Source organism: Pseudomonas sp. CFBP 8772 (assembly GCF_014841665.1).
Taxonomy (GTDB): domain Bacteria; phylum Pseudomonadota; class Gammaproteobacteria; order Pseudomonadales; family Pseudomonadaceae; genus Aquipseudomonas; species Aquipseudomonas graminis_B.
Map to the genome: position 1 here is coordinate 339,945 of NZ_JACYUI010000001.1, position 17,092 is coordinate 357,036.

Genomic DNA, 17,092 nt, shown 5'->3' on the forward strand with positions numbered 1-17,092 from the left:
CGTTTGGTGGCGACGCTTAAATGACCCGTCTTGATGCGCAGTGCGCTGAATGTAGACCTTAATGGTGCATTTGTCTGCTGCCGTGCTGCTTTTTATTCCCTCCGTGCCAAGCTTCTGCATGCGCCAGCGCTTGATCAGCGGCTGTCGCCACCAAGGCAATCATTACCTTGAATGGGCCCGTATCAGGCGCGCTTTTTACCTGCGATTTGCCTGTTTTGCCCGCTGTCTGCTGAATTGACAATTGCTGGAATATGGCAGAAGGTAGCCGCACCCAAATCAAACGGGCGTATGAATTGAGCGTTTGCCGTAGGAATGCTCTGACAGACGCTCGAATCGCGTCGACGGGGTGACTGGCGTTTGGTGTTTCGCCTCGACGGCAACGTCGTGCATAGCGCCGGATCTCAGCGTCTGATGCGTATTGTTCAGCTTCCATATCGTGGAGATCAGTTGATGATTTACGAAGGTAAAGCCATCACGGTTAAGGCTCTTGAAAGTGGCATCGTCGAACTGCAGTTCGACCTCAAGGGTGAGTCCGTCAACAAGTTCAATCGTCTCACCCTCAACGACCTCAGTCAGGCCATCGAAGCCATCAAGGCCGACAGCTCGATCAAGGGCGTCATCGTCACCAGCGGCAAGGACGTGTTCATCGTCGGCGCCGACATCACCGAATTCGTCGATAACTTCAAGCTGCCGGACGCTGAACTCGTCGCCGGCAACCTCGAAGCCAACAAGATTTTCAGCGCCTTCGAAGACCTCAACGTACCCACCCTCGCGGCCATCAACGGCATCGCGCTGGGCGGGGGGCTGGAGATGTGCCTGGCCGCTGACTTCCGCGTCATGTCCGCCACCGCCAAGGTCGGCTTGCCAGAAGTCAAACTCGGCATCTACCCGGGCTTCGGCGGTACAGTCCGTTTGCCACGTCTGATCGGTGTCGATAACGCCGTCGAGTGGATCGCGTCCGGCAAAGACAACAGCGCCGAAGACGCACTGAAAGTGGGCGCCGTCGATGCAGTGGTCGCCCCGGGCAAACTGCAGGAAGCTGCTCTGGACCTGATCAAACGCGCCATCTCCGGCGAGTTCGACTTCAAGGCCAAGCGTCAGCCGAAGCTGGACAAGCTCAAGCTCAACGCCATTGAGCAAATGATGGCCTTCGAAACCGCCAAGGGTTTCGTGGCAGGCCAGGCCGGCCCGAACTACCCGGCTCCGGTCGAAGCGATCAAGACCATCCAGAAAGCCGCCAATTTCGGTCGCGACAAAGCGCTGGAAGTGGAAGCGGCCGGTTTCGTGAAGATGGCCAAGACCTCGGCCGCCGCGAGCCTGATCGGCCTGTTCCTGAACGATCAGGAGCTGAAAAAGAAAGCCAAGGTCTACGACGAAGTGGCCAAGGACGTGAAGCAGGCCGCCGTACTGGGCGCCGGCATCATGGGCGGCGGCATCGCCTATCAGTCGGCGGTCAAAGGCACGCCGATCCTGATGAAGGACATCCGTGAAGAAGCCATCGCACTGGGCCTGGGCGAAGCATCGAAGCTACTGGGCAAGCGCGTCGAAAAAGGCCGTCTGACCTCCGCGAAGATGGCCGAAGCGCTCAACGCGATTCGTCCTACGCTGTCCTACGGCGATTTCGGCACCGTCGACCTCGTCGTCGAAGCCGTGGTCGAGAATCCGAAGGTCAAGCAAGCCGTGCTGGCCGAAGTGGAAGGGCAGGTGGGTGAAGACACCATTCTCGCTTCCAACACCTCGACGATCTCCATCAGCTTGCTGGCCAAGGCCCTCAAGCGCCCGGAAAACTTCGTCGGCATGCACTTCTTCAACCCGGTGCACATGATGCCGCTGGTCGAAGTCATCCGTGGCGAGAAGTCCAGCGAAGTCGCCGTGGCGACCACCGTGGCCTACGCCAAGAAAATGGGCAAGAACCCGATCGTGGTCAACGACTGCCCGGGCTTTTTGGTCAATCGCATCCTGTTCCCGTACTTCGGCGGTTTCGCCAAGCTGGTCAGCGCCGGTGTCGACTTCGTGCGCATCGACAAGGTCATGGAAAAATTCGGCTGGCCAATGGGCCCGGCGTACCTGATGGACGTGGTCGGCATCGACACCGGCCACCACGGTCGCGACGTCATGGCTGAAGGTTTCCCGGACCGCATGAAGGACGATCGCCGCACCGCTGTCGACGCCTTGTACGACGCCAATCGCCTGGGCCAGAAGAATGGCAAGGGCTTCTACGTCTACGAGACCGACAAGCAGGGCAAGCCGAAGAAAGTGGTCGACGCTTCCGTGCTGGAAGTCCTCAAGCCAGTGATCTACGAGCAGCGTGAAGTTAGCGACGAAGACATCATCAACTGGATGATGATCCCGCTCTGCCTTGAAACCGTGCGTTGCCTGGAAGACGGCATCGTCGACACGGCGGCCGAGGCCGACATGGGCCTGATCTACGGCATCGGCTTCCCTCCGTTCCGCGGTGGCGCGCTGCGCTACATCGACTCGATCGGTGTTGCTGAATTCGTCGCCCTGGCTGACCAATACGCTGATCTGGGCGCTCTGTACCACCCCACTGCGAAGCTGCGTGAAATGGCCAAGACCGGCCAGCGCTTCTTCGGCTAAGTGCCCAACGAACAGGTGAAGATATGAGCTTGAATCCGAGAGACGTCGTGATTGTCGACTTCGGTCGCACACCGATGGGCCGCTCCAAGGGTGGCATGCACCGCAATACCCGCGCCGAAGACATGTCGGCGCACCTGATCAGCAAATTGCTGGAACGCAACAACAAGGTTGACCCGGCGGAAGTCGAGGACGTGATCTGGGGCTGCGTCAACCAGACCCTGGAGCAGGGCTGGAACATCGCGCGCATGGCGTCGCTGATGACCCAGATTCCGCACACCTCCGCAGCACAGACGGTCAGCCGCCTGTGCGGTTCCTCCATGAGCGCGCTGCACACGGCGGCTCAGGCGATCATGAGCAACAACGGTGACGTCTTCGTCATCGGCGGTGTCGAGCACATGGGCCACGTCGGCATGATGCACGGTGTCGACCCGAACCCGCACATGTCGCTGTACGCCGCCAAAGCCTCGGGCATGATGGGCCTGACCGCCGAAATGCTGGGCAAGATGCACGGCATCACCCGTGAGGCGCAGGATGCGTTCGGTGTGCGTTCCCACAGGCTGGCGCAGAAGGCCACGCTGGAAGGGAAATTCAAGGACGAAATCATCCCGATGCAGGGCTACGACGAGAACGGTTTCCTGAAGATGTTCGACTACGACGAGACCATTCGTCCGGAGACGACGCTGGAAAGTCTGGCGGCCCTCAAGCCTGCGTTCAACCCGAAAGGCGGTACGGTCACGGCCGGCACCTCGTCACAAATCACCGACGGTGCGTCGTGCATGATCGTGATGTCCGGCCAGCGCGCCATGGACCTCGGCATCCAGCCCCTGGCGGTGATCCGCTCGATGGCAGTGGCCGGTGTCGACCCTGCAATCATGGGCTACGGACCGGTTCCGGCAACGCAGAAAGCGCTCAAGCGCGCCGGGCTGAGCATCGCCGATATCGACTACTTCGAGCTTAACGAAGCGTTCGCTGCGCAGGCCCTGCCGGTGCTGAAAGATCTGAAAGTGCTCGACAAGATGGACGAGAAGGTTAACCTGCACGGCGGCGCCATCGCCTTGGGTCACCCGTTCGGTTGCTCGGGGGCGCGGATTTCCGGCACTTTGCTCAACGTGATGAAGCAGAATGGCGGCACCCTGGGTGTTGCCACCATGTGCATCGGTCTGGGTCAGGGCATCACCACCGTATTCGAACGCGTCTAAACGGTGTCAGTGTGCGAGCCGGGGCCTGGTGCCCCGGCTTTTGTTTTTTTCCGGACATGTATTTTCGCCATTTTTTTTCTTGTCACACCCGAGGTTCCCCGCATGCCGCTACAGCCAGGTCTCTACCGTCACTACAAAGGCCCTGAATACCGTGTTATCGGTGTCGCGCGGCATTCGGAGACCGAAGAAGAAGTGGTGTGCTATCAGGCGCTGTACGGCGAATACAGCCTGTGGGTACGCCCTTTGAGCATGTTTCTGCAGTCAGTTGAGGTTGACGGCGAGCAAGTGCCGCGCTTTGCTTTGGTCCAGGCCGAACCGGATCTTTTTCCCCGGCCCTGAGGCGGGACCTCGCAGCAGCCATTGCTTGACCTCACCTTTCAGCCACTATATATAGCGGGGCCTCGACGGCTCTGACGTCTTTTTTCTCGCATTAGGAATTTTCCGATCCATGGGCAAATCGCTGGTCATTGTGGAATCCCCGGCTAAGGCCAAGACCATCAACAAGTACCTGGGCAACCAGTACGTGGTGAAGTCGAGTATCGGCCATATCCGAGACCTGCCCACCAGCGGTTCGGCTAGCGCCTCCAAAGAGCCTGCTGCCAAGCGCGGCAAGGCCGTGGCCGAAGCGCCCGTCCTGTCGCCCAAGGAAAAGGCCAAGCGCCAGCTCGTGGCGCGCATGGGTGTCGATCCGGATCACGGCTGGAAGGCCAAGTACGAAATCCTTCCCGGCAAAGAGAAGGTGATCGACGAATTGCGCCGCCTGGCCAAAGACGCCGACACCATCTATCTCGCGACGGACTTGGACCGCGAAGGGGAAGCCATTGCCTGGCACCTGCGCGAAGCCATTGGCGGCGACGATTCGCGCTACAAGCGTGTGGTCTTCAACGAGATCACCAAAAAAGCCATTCAGGAAGCCTTCTCGAAGCCGGGCGAGCTCGATATCGACCGCGTGAATGCGCAGCAGGCACGCCGTTTCCTCGACCGCGTCGTCGGTTACATGGTGTCGCCGCTGCTGTGGCAGAAGATCGCTCGCGGTCTGTCGGCCGGCCGTGTGCAGTCCGTGGCAGTGAAACTGGTGGTGGAGCGCGAGCGTGAAATCCGTGCGTTCAACCCGGAAGAGTACTGGGAGATCCACGCAGACCTCGGCACCGCCAAGGGCGCCAACGTTCGCTTCGAAGTCGCTCGCGAGAAAGGCGAAGCCTTCAAGCCGTTGAACGAAGCGACCGCCATGGCGGCGCTGGAGAAGCTCAAGGCCTCGGCCTACAGCATCAGCAAGCGTGAGGACAAACCGACCAGCAGCAAGCCGTCGGCGCCCTTCATCACGTCCACGCTGCAACAGGCTGCGAGCAACCGCCTGGGCTACGGCGTTAAGAAAACCATGATGATGGCCCAGCGTCTATACGAAGCCGGTTACATCACCTACATGCGTACGGACTCGACCAACCTGTCGGCTGACGCTGTGGCCATGGCCCGCACCTACATCGAAACCGAGTTCGGCAAGAAGTACCTGCCGGAATCGCCGATCGTCTACAGCAGCAAGGAAGGCGCGCAAGAGGCTCACGAAGCGATTCGTCCCTCCGACGTCAACACGCACCCGAGCAAGCTGACCGGCATGGAGCGCGACGCCGAGCGTCTGTACGAGCTGATCTGGCGCCAGTTCGTGGCCTGCCAGATGCCGCCTGCGCAATACCTGTCGACCACTGTCAGCGTCGCGGCCGGCGATTTCGAGCTCCGCGCCAAGGGCCGCATCCTGAAGTTCGACGGCTACACCCGCGTGCTGCCGCAAATGAGCAAGCCGGGCGATGATGACGTACTGCCGGACATGGCCCAGGGCGACAAGCTGAAGCTGATCAAGCTCGACCCGAGCCAGCATTTCACCAAGCCGCCTGCGCGTTACTCGGAAGCGAGCCTGGTCAAGGAAATGGAAAAACGCGGCATCGGTCGTCCATCGACCTATGCGGCGATCATTTCGACGATTCAGGACCGTGGTTACGTGGCCCTGCACAACCGTCGTTTCTACTCGGAAAAGATGGGCGATATCGTCACCGAGCGTTTGTCCGAAAGCTTCTCGAACCTGATGGACTACGGCTTCACCGCCGGCATGGAAGAAAACCTCGACGACGTGGCCCACGGGCAGCGCGACTGGAAGAACGTCCTCGACGAGTTCTACGGTGACTTCAAGAAGAAACTCGAAGTGGCCGAAGCACCCGACAGCGGCATGCGCGCCAATCAGCCGGTGATGACTGACATCCCGTGCAAGGTCTGCGGCCGCCCGATGCAGATTCGTACCGCGTCCACCGGCGTGTTCCTCGGTTGCTCGGGCTACAGCCTGCCGCCGAAAGAGCGCTGCAAGGCCACGGTTAACCTGACGCCGGGCGACGAAATCGCCGACGACGATGAGGGTGAGTCCGAATCTCGCGTACTGCGTGGCAAGCATCGCTGCCCGATCTGCAGCACCGCGATGGATGCGTACCTGCTGGATGAGAAGCACAAGCTGCACATCTGCGGCAACAACCCGGATTGCTCGGGTTACGAGATCGAAGAGGGCACGTACCGCATCAAGGGCTACGAAGGCCCGAGCGTCGAGTGCGACAAGTGCGGCGGTGAAATGCAGCTCAAGACCGGCCGTTTCGGCAAGTTCTTTGGCTGCACCAACTGCAAGAACACCCGCAAGCTGCTGAAAAGCGGTGAAGCCGCACCGCCGAAGATGGACCCGGTGAAGATGCCGGAGCTCAAGTGCGACAAGGTCGACGACACCTACATCCTGCGCGACGGTGCTTCCGGGTTGTTCCTGGCGGCCAGCCAGTTCCCGAAAAACCGCGAGACCCGTGCACCCCTGGTCATGGAAATTGCGCCGCACAAGGATGAGATCGATCCGAAGTATCACTTCTTGTGCGAAGCGCCGAAGAAGGACCCCGATGGCCGTCCGGCGGTGATCCGCTACAGCCGCAAATCCAAGGAGCAGTACGTGCAGACCGAAGTGGAGGGCAAGCCTACTGGCTGGCGTGCTTTTTACGACGGCGGCAAGTGGAAGGTCGAGGACAAGCGTTGATCGTTTGATCTCGATCCGACTGGTCAGCCCCGACGCTTTGCGTTAAAAGAATCCCTCGGCGTGCTCTTGCGCTCCGAGGGATTTTTTTGTCTGCGGTTGACCGGCCGCAGGCACGTTGCGAATCACTCATCTCTACAGAGGCCGCTGTCATGGCTCACGAACTCTATACCCGCACCAATCAGAAGATTTTCTTTGCAGGTCTCGCCCTGGAAGCGATGGCCAAGGCCAGAGATAGTCGCGCCATGAACGCCCAGGGGCTTGAGCAGGCCGAGCGTGAGTCCGCGATCTTTCATTTGTATGGTGCGTTGCTGGGGCTGTGCCATGAAATCGCCGGCTATTACCGGCTGCCGCAGGCCAGTACGCCGCGTGCAGAGGACCTGCTGTCACCGAAGGTACTGGAAGCCATCGCCATTCCGGAAATGGGCGAATTGGTCGAGCTCGCCCACAACCGCGAAACGTGGCTGGCGCAGTTGCTGGCTTCGTACCGTGCGCTGTTTATGCCGCCCAGCGCGCCGCGAAAGCCGAAAGGCGATGTCACGCAGCCTTTGATCATTTCAGTGGGCGCCGAAGAAGAGCCTGAGCAGCCATTGACGCGGGAAGAGATGGAGAGCTGGCGTCAGCAGATCAAAAGCCTGGCCATCCGGTTCAGAGAAGGCCTGAGCGAGTGCTGATACGGAGTGATCGATGGGCTAGGGGCTGAGTCGTCTGGCTGTTACAATGCCGGCCTTTCGTGGAGAACTGCTCTGATGCCAACTTCGTTTCTGGAAATTGTTGAACTGCCTGACGGCCGCATCGAACTGCGCCGCGCTGAAGACGAAGGGTCCCTCGTCACGCTGAATTTCTCCGAAGACGCCAAGGCGTTTTTGCAGGGTCAACACGTTGAAGTCGCCAAGGCGATGCTCAGCGTGGGTGTGCAGATGGCAGGTCGGCTGGCCGAAGGTGAGTTGACCAAGGATGAAGACGGACCGCGCGTCCTGCATTGATCCTCGGAATCTGCCGGTCGCTCACACGCTATCCCGCTTCTCGATCCTCAAGAAGCGCCTACATGCTCTAAATACCCTGAATAGTGCTGCCGACGTGATCAGCCCAGCCGAATGTTGAGGCTCTGCGCGTCGCCGATACGTGCTGCGCTCGCCAGTTGCTGGCGCGCATTGCCCGAGATCGGATTGATCCAGCTGACCACCGTATGGCTGCGGCCCAAGCGCAGGACTTCACGGGTCAGTTCCAGCGCACTCTGGGTTCCTCGCGGGTGCATCAGAATAATACGTTCCCGATTCAAACCGGCGTCACGCAGCCAAGCCTGGGTCACACTGGCAGGCGGTGCCACCAGCGTCAGCCAGCGATCATTGGTGTCCTGGCTCAGCTCACGCAGAATCGGCGCCAGCAAGTTGAGGCAGTTCCCGGCAGCGCCGCGCAAAGACAGTTCACTGAAGACTTCCGGCTCGTTGCTCCAGGGCGACTCGGCAATCTCTGCCAGCGTCGGGACCTGCAGCAGCGGGACGTCGAGCATGGGCAGGCCGGGCGCCATGAATGCTTCGAACAGTGGCAGTTGTGCATGTTGTTGCGGTGTCTGTGGGAGCTGCATCTACGTTCTCCTTATCGACGTATCACGCCGACGCTCAAGCCTTCAATGACAAGATCCTGATCTTTGAGATTCACTTCGATCGGTGCGAAGTCGGCGTTCTCGGCCAGCAGCCAGACCTTGTTGCCCTCACGCTTGAAGCGTTTGACCGTGACTTCGTCGCCGATTCGCGCCACTACGATCTGGCCGTTGCGCGCTTCGCGGGTGGTGTGGACGGCCAGCAGGTCGCCGTCGAGAATGCCGACGTCTTTCATGCTCATCCCGTGTACCCGCAGCAGGTAATCTGCACTCGGGTGAAAGAAGGCCGGGTTGATGGCGAGGGATTCTTCGATGTGTTGCTGGGCCAGGATCGGCGCACCCGCTGCGACGCGGCCAATGATCGGCAGGCCGCTGTCATCGGGTTTGGCTTCGAAGCCGGGAATGCGAATACCGCGGGAAGCGCCCGGGGTCATTTCGATGGCGCCTTTGCGCGCGAGTGCTTTCAAGTGCTCTTCGGCAGCGTTGGGCGATTTGAAGCCCAGCTCCTGAGCGATCTCGGCGCGGGTCGGCGGGTAGCCGTTGTCTTCCAGGCAGCGCTTGATGAAGTCCAGAATCTCGGCTTGGCGTGACGTCAGTTTGATCATGTGCATCGCTCTGGCTTTTTATACAGTGACTGGGATTATATACAGTGCTTGGGTCTTGGCAATGATCCTTTTCGCGACGTCTGTAATCGCCCCGTGCCATGAATGGCTGCAGGCCCCGGTTTGTATGGTTAAATGCCCGTGACTGACTGGACGGAAAGCGACGCTCAGGGTTGACAGTGCCGTGTATGAAACGTATGTTTCAAACACGTGTTTGTCAGGCGTTGAACCATGGCTCAGTCGGAAACAGTTGAACGAATTCTCGATGCAGCGGAGCAGCTGTTTGCCGAGAAGGGTTTTGCCGAAACCTCGTTGCGGCTCATCACAAGCAAGGCGTCAGTCAATCTGGCAGCGGTGAACTACCACTTCGGTTCAAAGAAGGCCCTGATCCAGGCGGTATTCTCCCGCTTCCTCGGGCCGTTCTGCGTCAGTCTCGACCGCGAGCTGGAACGCCGTCAGGCCAAGCCTGAACACAAACCCACCCTTGAAGAGTTGCTGGAAATCCTCGTCGAACAAGCGCTGGTGGTTCAGCCGCGCAGCAACAACGACCTGTCCATCTTCATGCGCCTGCTGGGCCTCGCGTTCAGTCAGAGCCAGGGCCACTTGCGCCGTTACCTCGAAGACATGTACGGCAAGGTGTTCCGTCGTTACATGCTACTGGTCAATGAAGCCGCACCGCGCATTCCCCCCATCGAGCTGTTCTGGCGGGTCCACTTCATGCTGGGCGCTGCCGCGTTCAGCATGTCCGGTATCAAAGCACTGCGGGCCATCGCCGAGACCGATTTCGGCGTCAACACGTCCATCGAGCAGGTCATGCGCCTCATGGTGCCGTTTCTGGCGGCCGGCATGCGCGCCGAATCGGGCGTCACCGACAACGCCATGCTTACCGCGCAACTGCGCCCCCGGACCAAAACCCCGACACCGGTGCCTGCCAAGGTCTGAGGCCCGTCACCGGCTGGCAGTGGCGGAATTTGCATCACATCCTTCGATCCCTCACCATGCCGGCCTGAGCATTGGTAGTTGAAGGATCTTCCTATGAGTTCTGGCCTGCAAGGCTCCCTGATGGTGGATGTCGCCGGTACCTGGCTGACCTCCGAAGACCGTCAGTTTCTGCGTCAGCCCGAAGTGGGCGGCCTGATCATTTTCGCGCGCAACATCGAAAGTCCACGGCAGGTCCGTGAACTCTGCGCGTCCATTCGTGCCATTCGTCCCGAATTGCTGCTCGCTGTCGATCAAGAGGGCGGACGGGTGCAGCGCTTGCGCCAGGGGTTTGTGCGACTGCCGCCGATGCGCGCCATTGCGGCTCATCCGGATGCCGACAGCCTCGCCGAGCATTGCGGCTGGCTGATGGCAACCGAAGTGCTGGCGGTGGGGCTGGACCTCAGCTTTGCGCCGGTGCTGGATCTGGACTATCAACGCAGTGCGGTGGTCGGCACCCGGTCATTCGAAGGCGACCCCGAGCGGGCTGCCATGCTGGCGGGCGCTTTTATCCGTGGCATGAACGCGGCGGGCATGGCCGCCACGGGCAAGCATTTTCCCGGGCATGGCTGGGCCGAGGCTGACTCTCACGTGGCCATCCCCCATGACGAGCGCAGTCTGGAAACCATCCGCGCCAATGACCTGGTGCCCTTTCAGCGCTTGAGCAAACACCTGGCCGCAGTCATGCCTGCCCACGTGATCTATCCCCAGGTCGATTCGCAACCGGCGGGCTTTTCCCGCCGCTGGCTGCAGGACATCCTGCGTGGCGAGCTGGGCTTCGATGGCGTGATCTTCAGCGATGACCTGTCGATGGCCGGCGCCCATGTTGTCGGTGATGCTGCCAGCCGCATCGAGGCAGCGCTTGGCGCAGGCTGTGACATGGGATTGGTCTGCAACGACCGGGCGGCGGCTGAGCTCGCGTTGAGCGCGGCGCAGCGCATGAAAGTCTCGCCTCCTGCGGCGCGACTTGACCGGATGCGCGGCCAGGGCATGGCGTCCACCGAATACCGGCAGCACCCCAGCTGGCTGGCGGCGCTGAGTGCCCTGCGCGCTGCTCAACTGATCGAATAAGGAATCCCCATGACTGTTTACGCAATTATCGGCGGCACCGGCCTGACCCAGCTTGACGGGCTGACGATTCGTCAGTCCCTGTCAGTGAATACCCCGTACGGCACGCCGTCGGGCGATATCCATCTGGGCGAATACGCCGGCCGCGAGGTGATGTTTCTGGCGCGTCACGGGCACCCGCACCGCTTTCCGCCGCACAAGGTCAACTACCGCGCCAACATCTGGGCCCTGAAGCAGGCCGGGGCCGAGGCGATTCTGGCAGTCAATGCTGTCGGCGGGATTCATCCCGACATGGGCACCGGCCATTTCTGCGTGCCCCATGATCTGGTGGACTACACCAGCGGTCGCGAACATACGTTCTTTGCCGATGACCTGGAGCACGTGACCCACATCGATTTCAGCTTTCCCTACAGCGCGCCACTGCGGGCTCGACTGATTGCAGCACTGGCCGCTGAAGGGTGCGCCCATAGCGACTTCGGCGTGTACGCCTGCACCCAGGGCCCGCGCCTGGAATCCGTGGCCGAGATCGCGCGTCTGGAGCGTGACGGCTGCGACATCGTTGGCATGACCGGCATGCCGGAAGCGGCCCTGGCCCGTGAGCTCGAACTGGAATACGCCTGCCTGGCGCTGGTGGTGAATCCGGCCGCCGGCAAGTCGGCAGCGGTCATTACGATGGCGGAAATCGAGCAGGCGCTGCACGACGGGATTGGCAAGGTCAAGGCCACACTGGCAAGGGTACTCAGCGCCGTTTGAAGCAGGCTGTCGTCGGGATGGACAGGATTTTTTTTAGAAAGCTGGCTAGGCTGGAGAGGGCAATAAAGTCAACGCCATTTCGTTGAAAAAGTTGTCCACGGAAAGCGTGAATATCTCTGTGGATAAGTTTCTGTAAGCCTGTAGTTGCAAGGCTTTAGCTGCAATGGTCGTTTAATGATCAGGTTTGCTAATGGCGTCGATGGGGCGAGTTAATCGTCAGAATTCTCTTCGGATCAGGCCTGGACTCAGCGGGTTAACGCGGGGGAGGGATGGGGCGACGGTATGCCCGGCAGGACGACGACAATGACGCCCTGCCAAGGCAGATTCCCGTAGGGGGCAATCAGGTGGTTCAGCGAACAGGTTAGCGGGTAAGAAGTCCTGATCAGCTGATCAGGACTCGGCCCACTCAACATCGGTCAAACCCAGTTGCTCGGCTTTTGGCTTGGTCACTTTAGGGACTCGGTCCGAGCGGTATTTTGGAATCTGACCGAACCCGGCATCCACCGAGGCCCAGTGCCAGGCCGATGCGTTGTCCATGGCTTCGGCGCTGATGTAAAAGCTTTTGTAACTGCCGTGCAGCAGATAATCGATTCTGAAATGCTTGTACTGTGCCACGCTTGCAAACCTCCCTATCAGTCACTCTCTTTGTAACTGAGTCGTCACCGCCGGGAAAATTCACTCGAAATTACCGTTCTAAGCCAAACGGTTAGCTTTAGTACAGAACGGTGAGCGAACCGTCGGCCACCCTCACAAATGGATGGCAAACCCCCGGTGTTGAGCGGTTTCAGCGGCGCCATGGCGGCATGAAGCAGGACGCGATGCGGCAGGGACGACGATGATAGTCGTCCTGCCGCACCGTTTTTACACTCAAATGGTTACTTGTTCAGGAATTTGAACACAGTGGTCTGAGTGTAAGACTTGCCCGGGTCCAGGCGAGTGGAAGGGAAGGCTGGCTGATTGGGCGAGTCCGGGTAGTGCTGGGTTTCCAGGGTGAATGCGCCCCAGTGCGGATAGATCTTGCCGCCTTTGCCTTTGACGGTGCCGTCGAGGAAGTTGCCCGTGTATAGCTGAACGCCGGGCTCGGTGGTGAAGAGCTGCAAACGGCGACCGGACTTCGGATCGACCACGTCCGCTGCCAGATTCGACAGCTTGCCCTTGGTGTCGAGCACCCAGTTGTGGTCGTAGCCGCCCTGCGTGGCTTCGGCGAACTTGAGCTGCACGTTGTCTTCACGGATGCGCTTGCCGAAGGCGACAGGCTTGAGGAAGTCCAGCGGTGTGCCCGCCACAGGCGCCAGCTCACCCGTCGGGATCAGCGTCTCGTTCACCGGCGTATAGCGTGCTGCGTGCACCACGGCCACCTGGTCGAGGATGTCACCGTTGCCAGCGCCGGCCAGGTTGAAGTAGCTGTGGTTGGTAAGGTTGAGCACGGTCGGCTTGTCAGTTGTGGCGTGGTACTGAATGCGCAACTCGTTCTTGTCGTTCAGGCTGTAGGTGACTTCGGTTTTCAATGTCCCGGGGAAACCCATCTCGCCATCGACGGAGACATAGGTCAGCTTGACCCCGACCGAGCCTTTGTCCTTGACCTCTTCTGCCTTCCAGATCTGCTTGTCGAAGCCTTTCGGGCCGCCATGCAGGGAATTGGTCTTGTCGTTCAGCGGCACCTGATAGCTCTTGCCATCCAGGGAGAACTTGCCGCCGGCCAGGCGATTGCCGAAGCGGCCGATGGTGGCGCCGAAAAACGCGGTGCCGTTGACGTAGCCGTCCACGTCATCGAAGCCCAGGACCACGTCCTCAGCCTTGCCGTGCTTGTCCGGTACCAGCAGCGACTGCAGCGTGCCGCCGTAAGTGATCACGGTCGCCTGCATGCCCTGGCTGTTGCGCAGGGTGTATTTCTCGACCGGGGTGCCATCGGCGAGTTTGCCGAACGCACCGTGTTCGGTGGTCAGTCCGGCGGCGTGCACTTGCAGGGCGGCGGCCATCAGCGACAGGCCTAGGGCAGGTATGAGCGTCTTTCTCATTGCGTTGATCCTTTCTTCTTATGGGAGGTAGTTATGAGCATGTTGCTGTGGACGTTGTCGCGGGTCCCGCTCAGGGCAGCACCCTTGTTGCGCGGGATGCTGCAGCCCGTCGCCACCGAAGAAGGCGCAGCGACGGCTGATTGGTCATACTATTTGAGCCGGTCGGCCCTGATATTTCGAGTTATAGATCAAAAGCACTCGCTTTAAAAATAAATTGTAATACTATTTGGCGAAAGGCCGTGTCGGTTACGACCCGGGAAGGTCTAGCCCAGGATTGCCCGTCTGTACAGGCGTTTGACTCCTAATCGTATGATCATTAGCCTCGATTTGCGGGACACAACGCAGACAGGGGCGGATCAATGAGCAGCAGTTTTCACGCGTCGACGGTAGACCGTCTGGGAGCCTGGATTGCTCAAGGCAATGTAACGCCGGGCCAGTCGCTGAAGGTTGAGGCGGCATTGGGTGAAGAATTCGGGGTCAGCCGTACGGTGATTCGCGAAGCCATCAAAACACTGGTGGCCAAAGGGTTGCTGGAGGTCGGGCCCAAAGTGGGTACCCGGGTCATGCCGGTACGCAGCTGGAATCTGTTCGACCCACAAGTGGTGGGCTGGTTGGCGGCCAAAGGCCTGCCCCAGAGTTTTGTGCTGGACCTGCTGGATTTGAGGCGCGCCATAGAACCGATGGCGGTGCGTTGGGCCTGTGAAAGGGCGACACCGGAGCAGATTGCCGGGATTCACGCGGCCTATGCGCGGCTTGCGGCCAGCGTTGCGGACCCGAGTGATTACAACGCTGCGGACCAACGTTTCCATGAAGCGGTGCTGGCGGCCAGTCATAACCAGTTCATCGAGCAGATGTTACCGGCACTGGGGGCCTTGCTGGCGATCTCGTTCGAAGTGTCGTCGGGGGTGCCCGGAGAGCTCGGCAGGACCTTGCCGCTGCATAAGGATCTGGCGGATGCCATCGCCAACCGGGATTCGGCGCGGGGTGTCTGGGCTTGCATGAGCCTGATTGAAAACGCGGGTGAAGTGATTGCGCGTTCACGGGAACAACCGCTGGCGCGCGAGTCTTGAACAGGCCAGTTTGACGTTCGACAGGTGAGCTTTTTGAGTGGCTCACGGACCTACAATAATAAGCAGGAAATTGTTCATGAAGTGGCTGCCGGTCTGTGACCAGCGTTTCAAATTGGCCGAAGGGCCGTTCTGGGATCATGCCCAGCAGGCGTTGTACTGGGTCGATATCGCCGGCTTCCGTGCGTTGCGCCTGCATGCAGGCACGCTGTCCCACTGGCAATTCAGCGAGCCGGTTTCGGCCTTCATCCCCACCACGCAAGGTGATGCACTGGTCACCCTCGCCAGCGGCGTCCATCGTCTCGACCTTGATTCCCCGTTCCATCAGCCCGTTGTTTCTCTGCTGTGCGCAGCCGACCCGGTGCCGGGCAACCGTGCCAATGAAGCCCGTTGCGACCGGCACGGCAGACTGTGGCTGGGGACGATGCAGAACAACCTGGACGAGCAGGGCGGCGACTTGCCTATCGAGCGTCGCTCGGGCGGGCTTTACCGCGTCGACGGCGATGGCTCGGTCGCTCCTTTGGTCCAGGGTCAGGGCATCGTCAACACCCTGGTCTGGCCGGAAAACGGTTCAGCGGTGCTGACCGCCGACACCCTGGACGGCGTGATCTATCGCTACCCGATCAACGATGATCATTCCCTCGGTGAGCGGGAAGTCTGGGCCCATGAGCATGCTCGCGGCGCACCCGATGGCTCGGCGATGGACGAAGACGGGTTTGTCTGGAACGCCCGCTGGGATGGCGGTTGCCTGATCCGCTTTGCCCCCGATGGCAGCGTTGACCGGATCGTCGAGCTGCCGGTCAGTCACCCGACCAGCTGCGTGTTCGGCGGGCCCGACATGACCACTTTATTTGTGACCAGCGCGCGGCCTGCGGAGGGCGCACTGGAGTTGGACGGGTCTGTGATTCAGATGGAAATCGGCGTCAAGGGCATGGCCTCACACCGGTTCGCGGGATGATCCAAACCCTGTGCTCAAGGGGTGTGACACTCGGTTACATAGGCTTCATTGATAATATGATATGACTGTTTTCAGTCGAGCGGCCTGCACTGTTTCCAGCTGTATGCCGCCCCGACACTCACTGCTGAACGCTGTAGCTAGTCAATAAAAATAAGGAGTTAGCTATGTTGAGTCGCCACGGGATTCGTTCCCTGTGCTGTGCTGCTGTTGCCACCGCCATTCTGGGCATGAGCGCCGGTGCATCCGCCGCCGACGCCGAAAAGGTCAAGATTGGTTTTCTGGTCAAGCAGGCTGAAGAGCCCTGGTTCCAGACCGAATGGCAGTTCGCCGAAAAGGCCGGTAAAGAACACGGTTTCGAAGTCATCAAAATCGCCGTTCCCGACGGTGAAAAAACACTCTCTGCCATCGACAGCCTCGCCGCCAACGGCGCCAAAGGGTTTGTCATCTGCCCGCCTGATGTTTCCCTCGGCCCGTCCATCGTCGCCAAAGCCAAGGCCAACGGCTTGAAAGTCATGGCCGTCGATGACCGTTTCGTCGATGCCAAAGGCAAGTTCATGGAAGACGTGCCGTACCTGGGCATGGCCGCGTTCGAAGTCGGCCAGAAACAGGGCGCCGCCATGGCCGACGAAGCGAAGAATCGCAAGTGGGACTGGAAAGAAACCTACGCGATCATCAACACCTACAACGAGCTGGACACCGGCAAGAAACGCACCGACGGTTCGGTGGATGCGTTGAAGAAAGCCGGTCTGCCTGAGGATCATATCCTCTTCGCACCACAGAAGACCCTCGATGTGCCGGGCAGCATGGATTCCACCGGCGCTGCCCTGCCCAAGCTTCCAAGCGGGGCGAAAAACCTCATTGTCGGCGGCATGAACGACAACACCGTTCTGGGTGGCGTGCGCGCCACGGCGGGGGCAGGTTTCGCACCGGCCAACGTGATCGGCATCGGTATCAATGGCACTGACGCCATCGACGAGCTGAAGAAGAAGGAAAGCGGCTTCTACGGGTCGATGCTGCCAAGCCCTGACAAAGAGGGCTATAACACTGCGCTGATGGTGTACGAGTGGGTCACCACCGGCAAAGAACCGCCTAAATACACCGCCATGGATGACGTGACCCTGATTCATCGCGGCAACTTCAAGGACGTGCTGACCCCGCTCGGTTTGTACAAGTAAGCGCGGCAGTCGAGTCGGGACGCC

General features: G+C 60.1%; 17 protein-coding genes. 12 read left to right on the forward strand and 5 right to left on the reverse strand.

The window, feature by feature from the left end:
* Window positions 1–58 precede the first annotated feature (58 nt).
* Complete coding sequence (locus IFT99_RS01450; RefSeq protein WP_192130180.1) at window positions 59–433, reverse strand: hypothetical protein; 375 nt, start codon at window positions 431–433, stop codon at window positions 59–61.
* Window positions 434–450: 17 nt separating this feature from the next.
* Between IFT99_RS01450 and fadB the strand changes: the two genes are divergently transcribed.
* The 6 genes from fadB (at window position 451) to IFT99_RS01480 (ending at window position 7,832) form a co-directional block, all read left to right on the forward strand.
* The gene (fadB, locus tag IFT99_RS01455; RefSeq protein WP_192130181.1) at window positions 451–2,598 is read left to right on the forward strand and encodes a fatty acid oxidation complex subunit alpha FadB; all 2,148 of its coding nucleotides are present in this window, start codon (window positions 451–453) and stop codon (window positions 2,596–2,598) included.
* Between the two features lie 23 nt (window positions 2,599–2,621).
* Window positions 2,622–3,797, forward strand: coding sequence for an acetyl-CoA C-acyltransferase FadA (gene fadA, locus IFT99_RS01460; protein ID WP_192130182.1), 1,176 nt, complete (start codon window positions 2,622–2,624; stop codon window positions 3,795–3,797).
* Window positions 3,798–3,899: 102 nt separating this feature from the next.
* Window positions 3,900–4,136, forward strand: a complete 237-nt coding sequence (locus IFT99_RS01465) for a DUF1653 domain-containing protein (protein WP_192130183.1) — start codon at window positions 3,900–3,902, stop codon at window positions 4,134–4,136.
* Window positions 4,137–4,245: 109 nt separating this feature from the next.
* Window positions 4,246–6,849 (forward strand): type I DNA topoisomerase, encoded by a 2,604-nt coding sequence (gene topA / locus IFT99_RS01470; protein WP_065988575.1) that lies wholly within the window; start codon window positions 4,246–4,248, stop codon window positions 6,847–6,849.
* Window positions 6,850–6,998: 149 nt separating this feature from the next.
* Window positions 6,999–7,520 (forward strand): DUF6586 family protein, encoded by a 522-nt coding sequence (locus IFT99_RS01475; RefSeq protein ID WP_065988574.1) that lies wholly within the window; start codon window positions 6,999–7,001, stop codon window positions 7,518–7,520.
* A gap of 75 nt (window positions 7,521–7,595) precedes the next feature.
* Entirely contained in the window at window positions 7,596–7,832 is a 237-nt protein-coding gene (locus IFT99_RS01480; RefSeq protein WP_065988573.1) for a hypothetical protein, read from the forward strand.
* 98 nt (window positions 7,833–7,930) lie between these two features.
* Here the strand turns inward: IFT99_RS01480 and sulA are convergent, their stop codons facing one another.
* Together sulA and lexA are read right to left on the reverse strand one after the other, a co-directional pair.
* Window positions 7,931–8,434 (reverse strand): SOS-induced cell division inhibitor SulA, encoded by a 504-nt coding sequence (gene sulA, locus IFT99_RS01485; RefSeq protein ID WP_065988572.1) that lies wholly within the window; start codon window positions 8,432–8,434, stop codon window positions 7,931–7,933.
* 11 nt (window positions 8,435–8,445) lie between these two features.
* Window positions 8,446–9,054 carry a transcriptional repressor LexA gene (gene lexA, locus IFT99_RS01490; protein WP_065988571.1) on the reverse strand — a complete coding sequence of 203 codons (609 nt, stop codon included), beginning with the start codon at window positions 9,052–9,054 and terminating at the stop codon, window positions 8,446–8,448.
* 228 nt (window positions 9,055–9,282) lie between these two features.
* Here lexA and IFT99_RS01495 point away from each other — a divergent pair, with 228 nt between their 5' ends.
* From IFT99_RS01495 to IFT99_RS01505, 3 genes are all read left to right on the forward strand, one after another.
* Complete coding sequence (locus IFT99_RS01495) at window positions 9,283–9,993, forward strand: TetR/AcrR family transcriptional regulator (protein ID WP_065988570.1); 711 nt, start codon at window positions 9,283–9,285, stop codon at window positions 9,991–9,993.
* 105 nt (window positions 9,994–10,098) lie between these two features.
* The gene (nagZ, locus tag IFT99_RS01500; RefSeq protein ID WP_192130502.1) at window positions 10,099–11,100 is read left to right on the forward strand and encodes a beta-N-acetylhexosaminidase; all 1,002 of its coding nucleotides are present in this window, start codon (window positions 10,099–10,101) and stop codon (window positions 11,098–11,100) included.
* Between the two features lie 9 nt (window positions 11,101–11,109).
* Window positions 11,110–11,850, forward strand: coding sequence for an S-methyl-5'-thioinosine phosphorylase (locus tag IFT99_RS01505; protein WP_192130184.1), 741 nt, complete (start codon window positions 11,110–11,112; stop codon window positions 11,848–11,850).
* A 390-nt stretch (window positions 11,851–12,240) separates the two neighbouring features.
* On the opposite strand, the gene IFT99_RS01510 is transcribed toward IFT99_RS01505, so the two are convergent.
* Together IFT99_RS01510 and IFT99_RS01515 are read right to left on the reverse strand one after the other, a co-directional pair.
* A complete protein-coding gene (locus IFT99_RS01510; RefSeq protein ID WP_037011182.1) occupies window positions 12,241–12,465 on the reverse strand; it encodes a DUF6555 family protein in 225 nt (74 codons plus the stop codon).
* A gap of 260 nt (window positions 12,466–12,725) precedes the next feature.
* Window positions 12,726–13,868 (reverse strand): aldose epimerase family protein, encoded by a 1,143-nt coding sequence (locus IFT99_RS01515; protein ID WP_192130185.1) that lies wholly within the window; start codon window positions 13,866–13,868, stop codon window positions 12,726–12,728.
* A gap of 359 nt (window positions 13,869–14,227) precedes the next feature.
* Between IFT99_RS01515 and IFT99_RS01520 the strand changes: the two genes are divergently transcribed.
* From IFT99_RS01520 to IFT99_RS01530, 3 genes are all read left to right on the forward strand, one after another.
* Window positions 14,228–14,938 carry a FadR/GntR family transcriptional regulator gene (locus tag IFT99_RS01520; protein ID WP_192130186.1) on the forward strand — a complete coding sequence of 237 codons (711 nt, stop codon included), beginning with the start codon at window positions 14,228–14,230 and terminating at the stop codon, window positions 14,936–14,938.
* Between the two features lie 76 nt (window positions 14,939–15,014).
* Complete coding sequence (locus IFT99_RS01525; protein WP_192130187.1) at window positions 15,015–15,893, forward strand: SMP-30/gluconolactonase/LRE family protein; 879 nt, start codon at window positions 15,015–15,017, stop codon at window positions 15,891–15,893.
* Window positions 15,894–16,057: 164 nt separating this feature from the next.
* A complete protein-coding gene (locus tag IFT99_RS01530) occupies window positions 16,058–17,068 on the forward strand; it encodes a substrate-binding domain-containing protein (RefSeq protein WP_065988564.1) in 1,011 nt (336 codons plus the stop codon).
* Window positions 17,069–17,092 lie beyond the last annotated feature (24 nt).

Excerpts from the sequence above, each read along its gene's own strand:
- IFT99_RS01515 (WP_192130185.1), bottom strand. The coding sequence starts at position 13,868 with ATGAGAAAGACGCTCATACCTGCCCTAGGCCTGTCGCTGATGGCCGCC.
- IFT99_RS01450 (WP_192130180.1), bottom strand. The coding sequence starts at position 433 with ATGGAAGCTGAACAATACGCATCAGACGCTGAGATCCGGCGCTATGCA.
- IFT99_RS01475 (WP_065988574.1), top strand. The coding sequence starts at position 6,999 with ATGGCTCACGAACTCTATACCCGCACCAATCAGAAGATTTTCTTTGCA.
- sulA (WP_065988572.1), bottom strand. The coding sequence starts at position 8,434 with ATGCAGCTCCCACAGACACCGCAACAACATGCACAACTGCCACTGTTC.
- IFT99_RS01530 (WP_065988564.1), top strand. The coding sequence starts at position 16,058 with ATGTTGAGTCGCCACGGGATTCGTTCCCTGTGCTGTGCTGCTGTTGCC.
- IFT99_RS01505 (WP_192130184.1), top strand. The coding sequence starts at position 11,110 with ATGACTGTTTACGCAATTATCGGCGGCACCGGCCTGACCCAGCTTGAC.
- fadB (WP_192130181.1), top strand. The coding sequence starts at position 451 with ATGATTTACGAAGGTAAAGCCATCACGGTTAAGGCTCTTGAAAGTGGC.
- IFT99_RS01520 (WP_192130186.1), top strand. The coding sequence starts at position 14,228 with ATGAGCAGCAGTTTTCACGCGTCGACGGTAGACCGTCTGGGAGCCTGG.
- IFT99_RS01525 (WP_192130187.1), top strand. The coding sequence starts at position 15,015 with ATGAAGTGGCTGCCGGTCTGTGACCAGCGTTTCAAATTGGCCGAAGGG.
- IFT99_RS01480 (WP_065988573.1), top strand. The coding sequence starts at position 7,596 with ATGCCAACTTCGTTTCTGGAAATTGTTGAACTGCCTGACGGCCGCATC.
- IFT99_RS01465 (WP_192130183.1), top strand. The coding sequence starts at position 3,900 with ATGCCGCTACAGCCAGGTCTCTACCGTCACTACAAAGGCCCTGAATAC.
- topA (WP_065988575.1), top strand. The coding sequence starts at position 4,246 with ATGGGCAAATCGCTGGTCATTGTGGAATCCCCGGCTAAGGCCAAGACC.
- fadA (WP_192130182.1), top strand. The coding sequence starts at position 2,622 with ATGAGCTTGAATCCGAGAGACGTCGTGATTGTCGACTTCGGTCGCACA.
- lexA (WP_065988571.1), bottom strand. The coding sequence starts at position 9,054 with ATGATCAAACTGACGTCACGCCAAGCCGAGATTCTGGACTTCATCAAG.
- IFT99_RS01495 (WP_065988570.1), top strand. The coding sequence starts at position 9,283 with ATGGCTCAGTCGGAAACAGTTGAACGAATTCTCGATGCAGCGGAGCAG.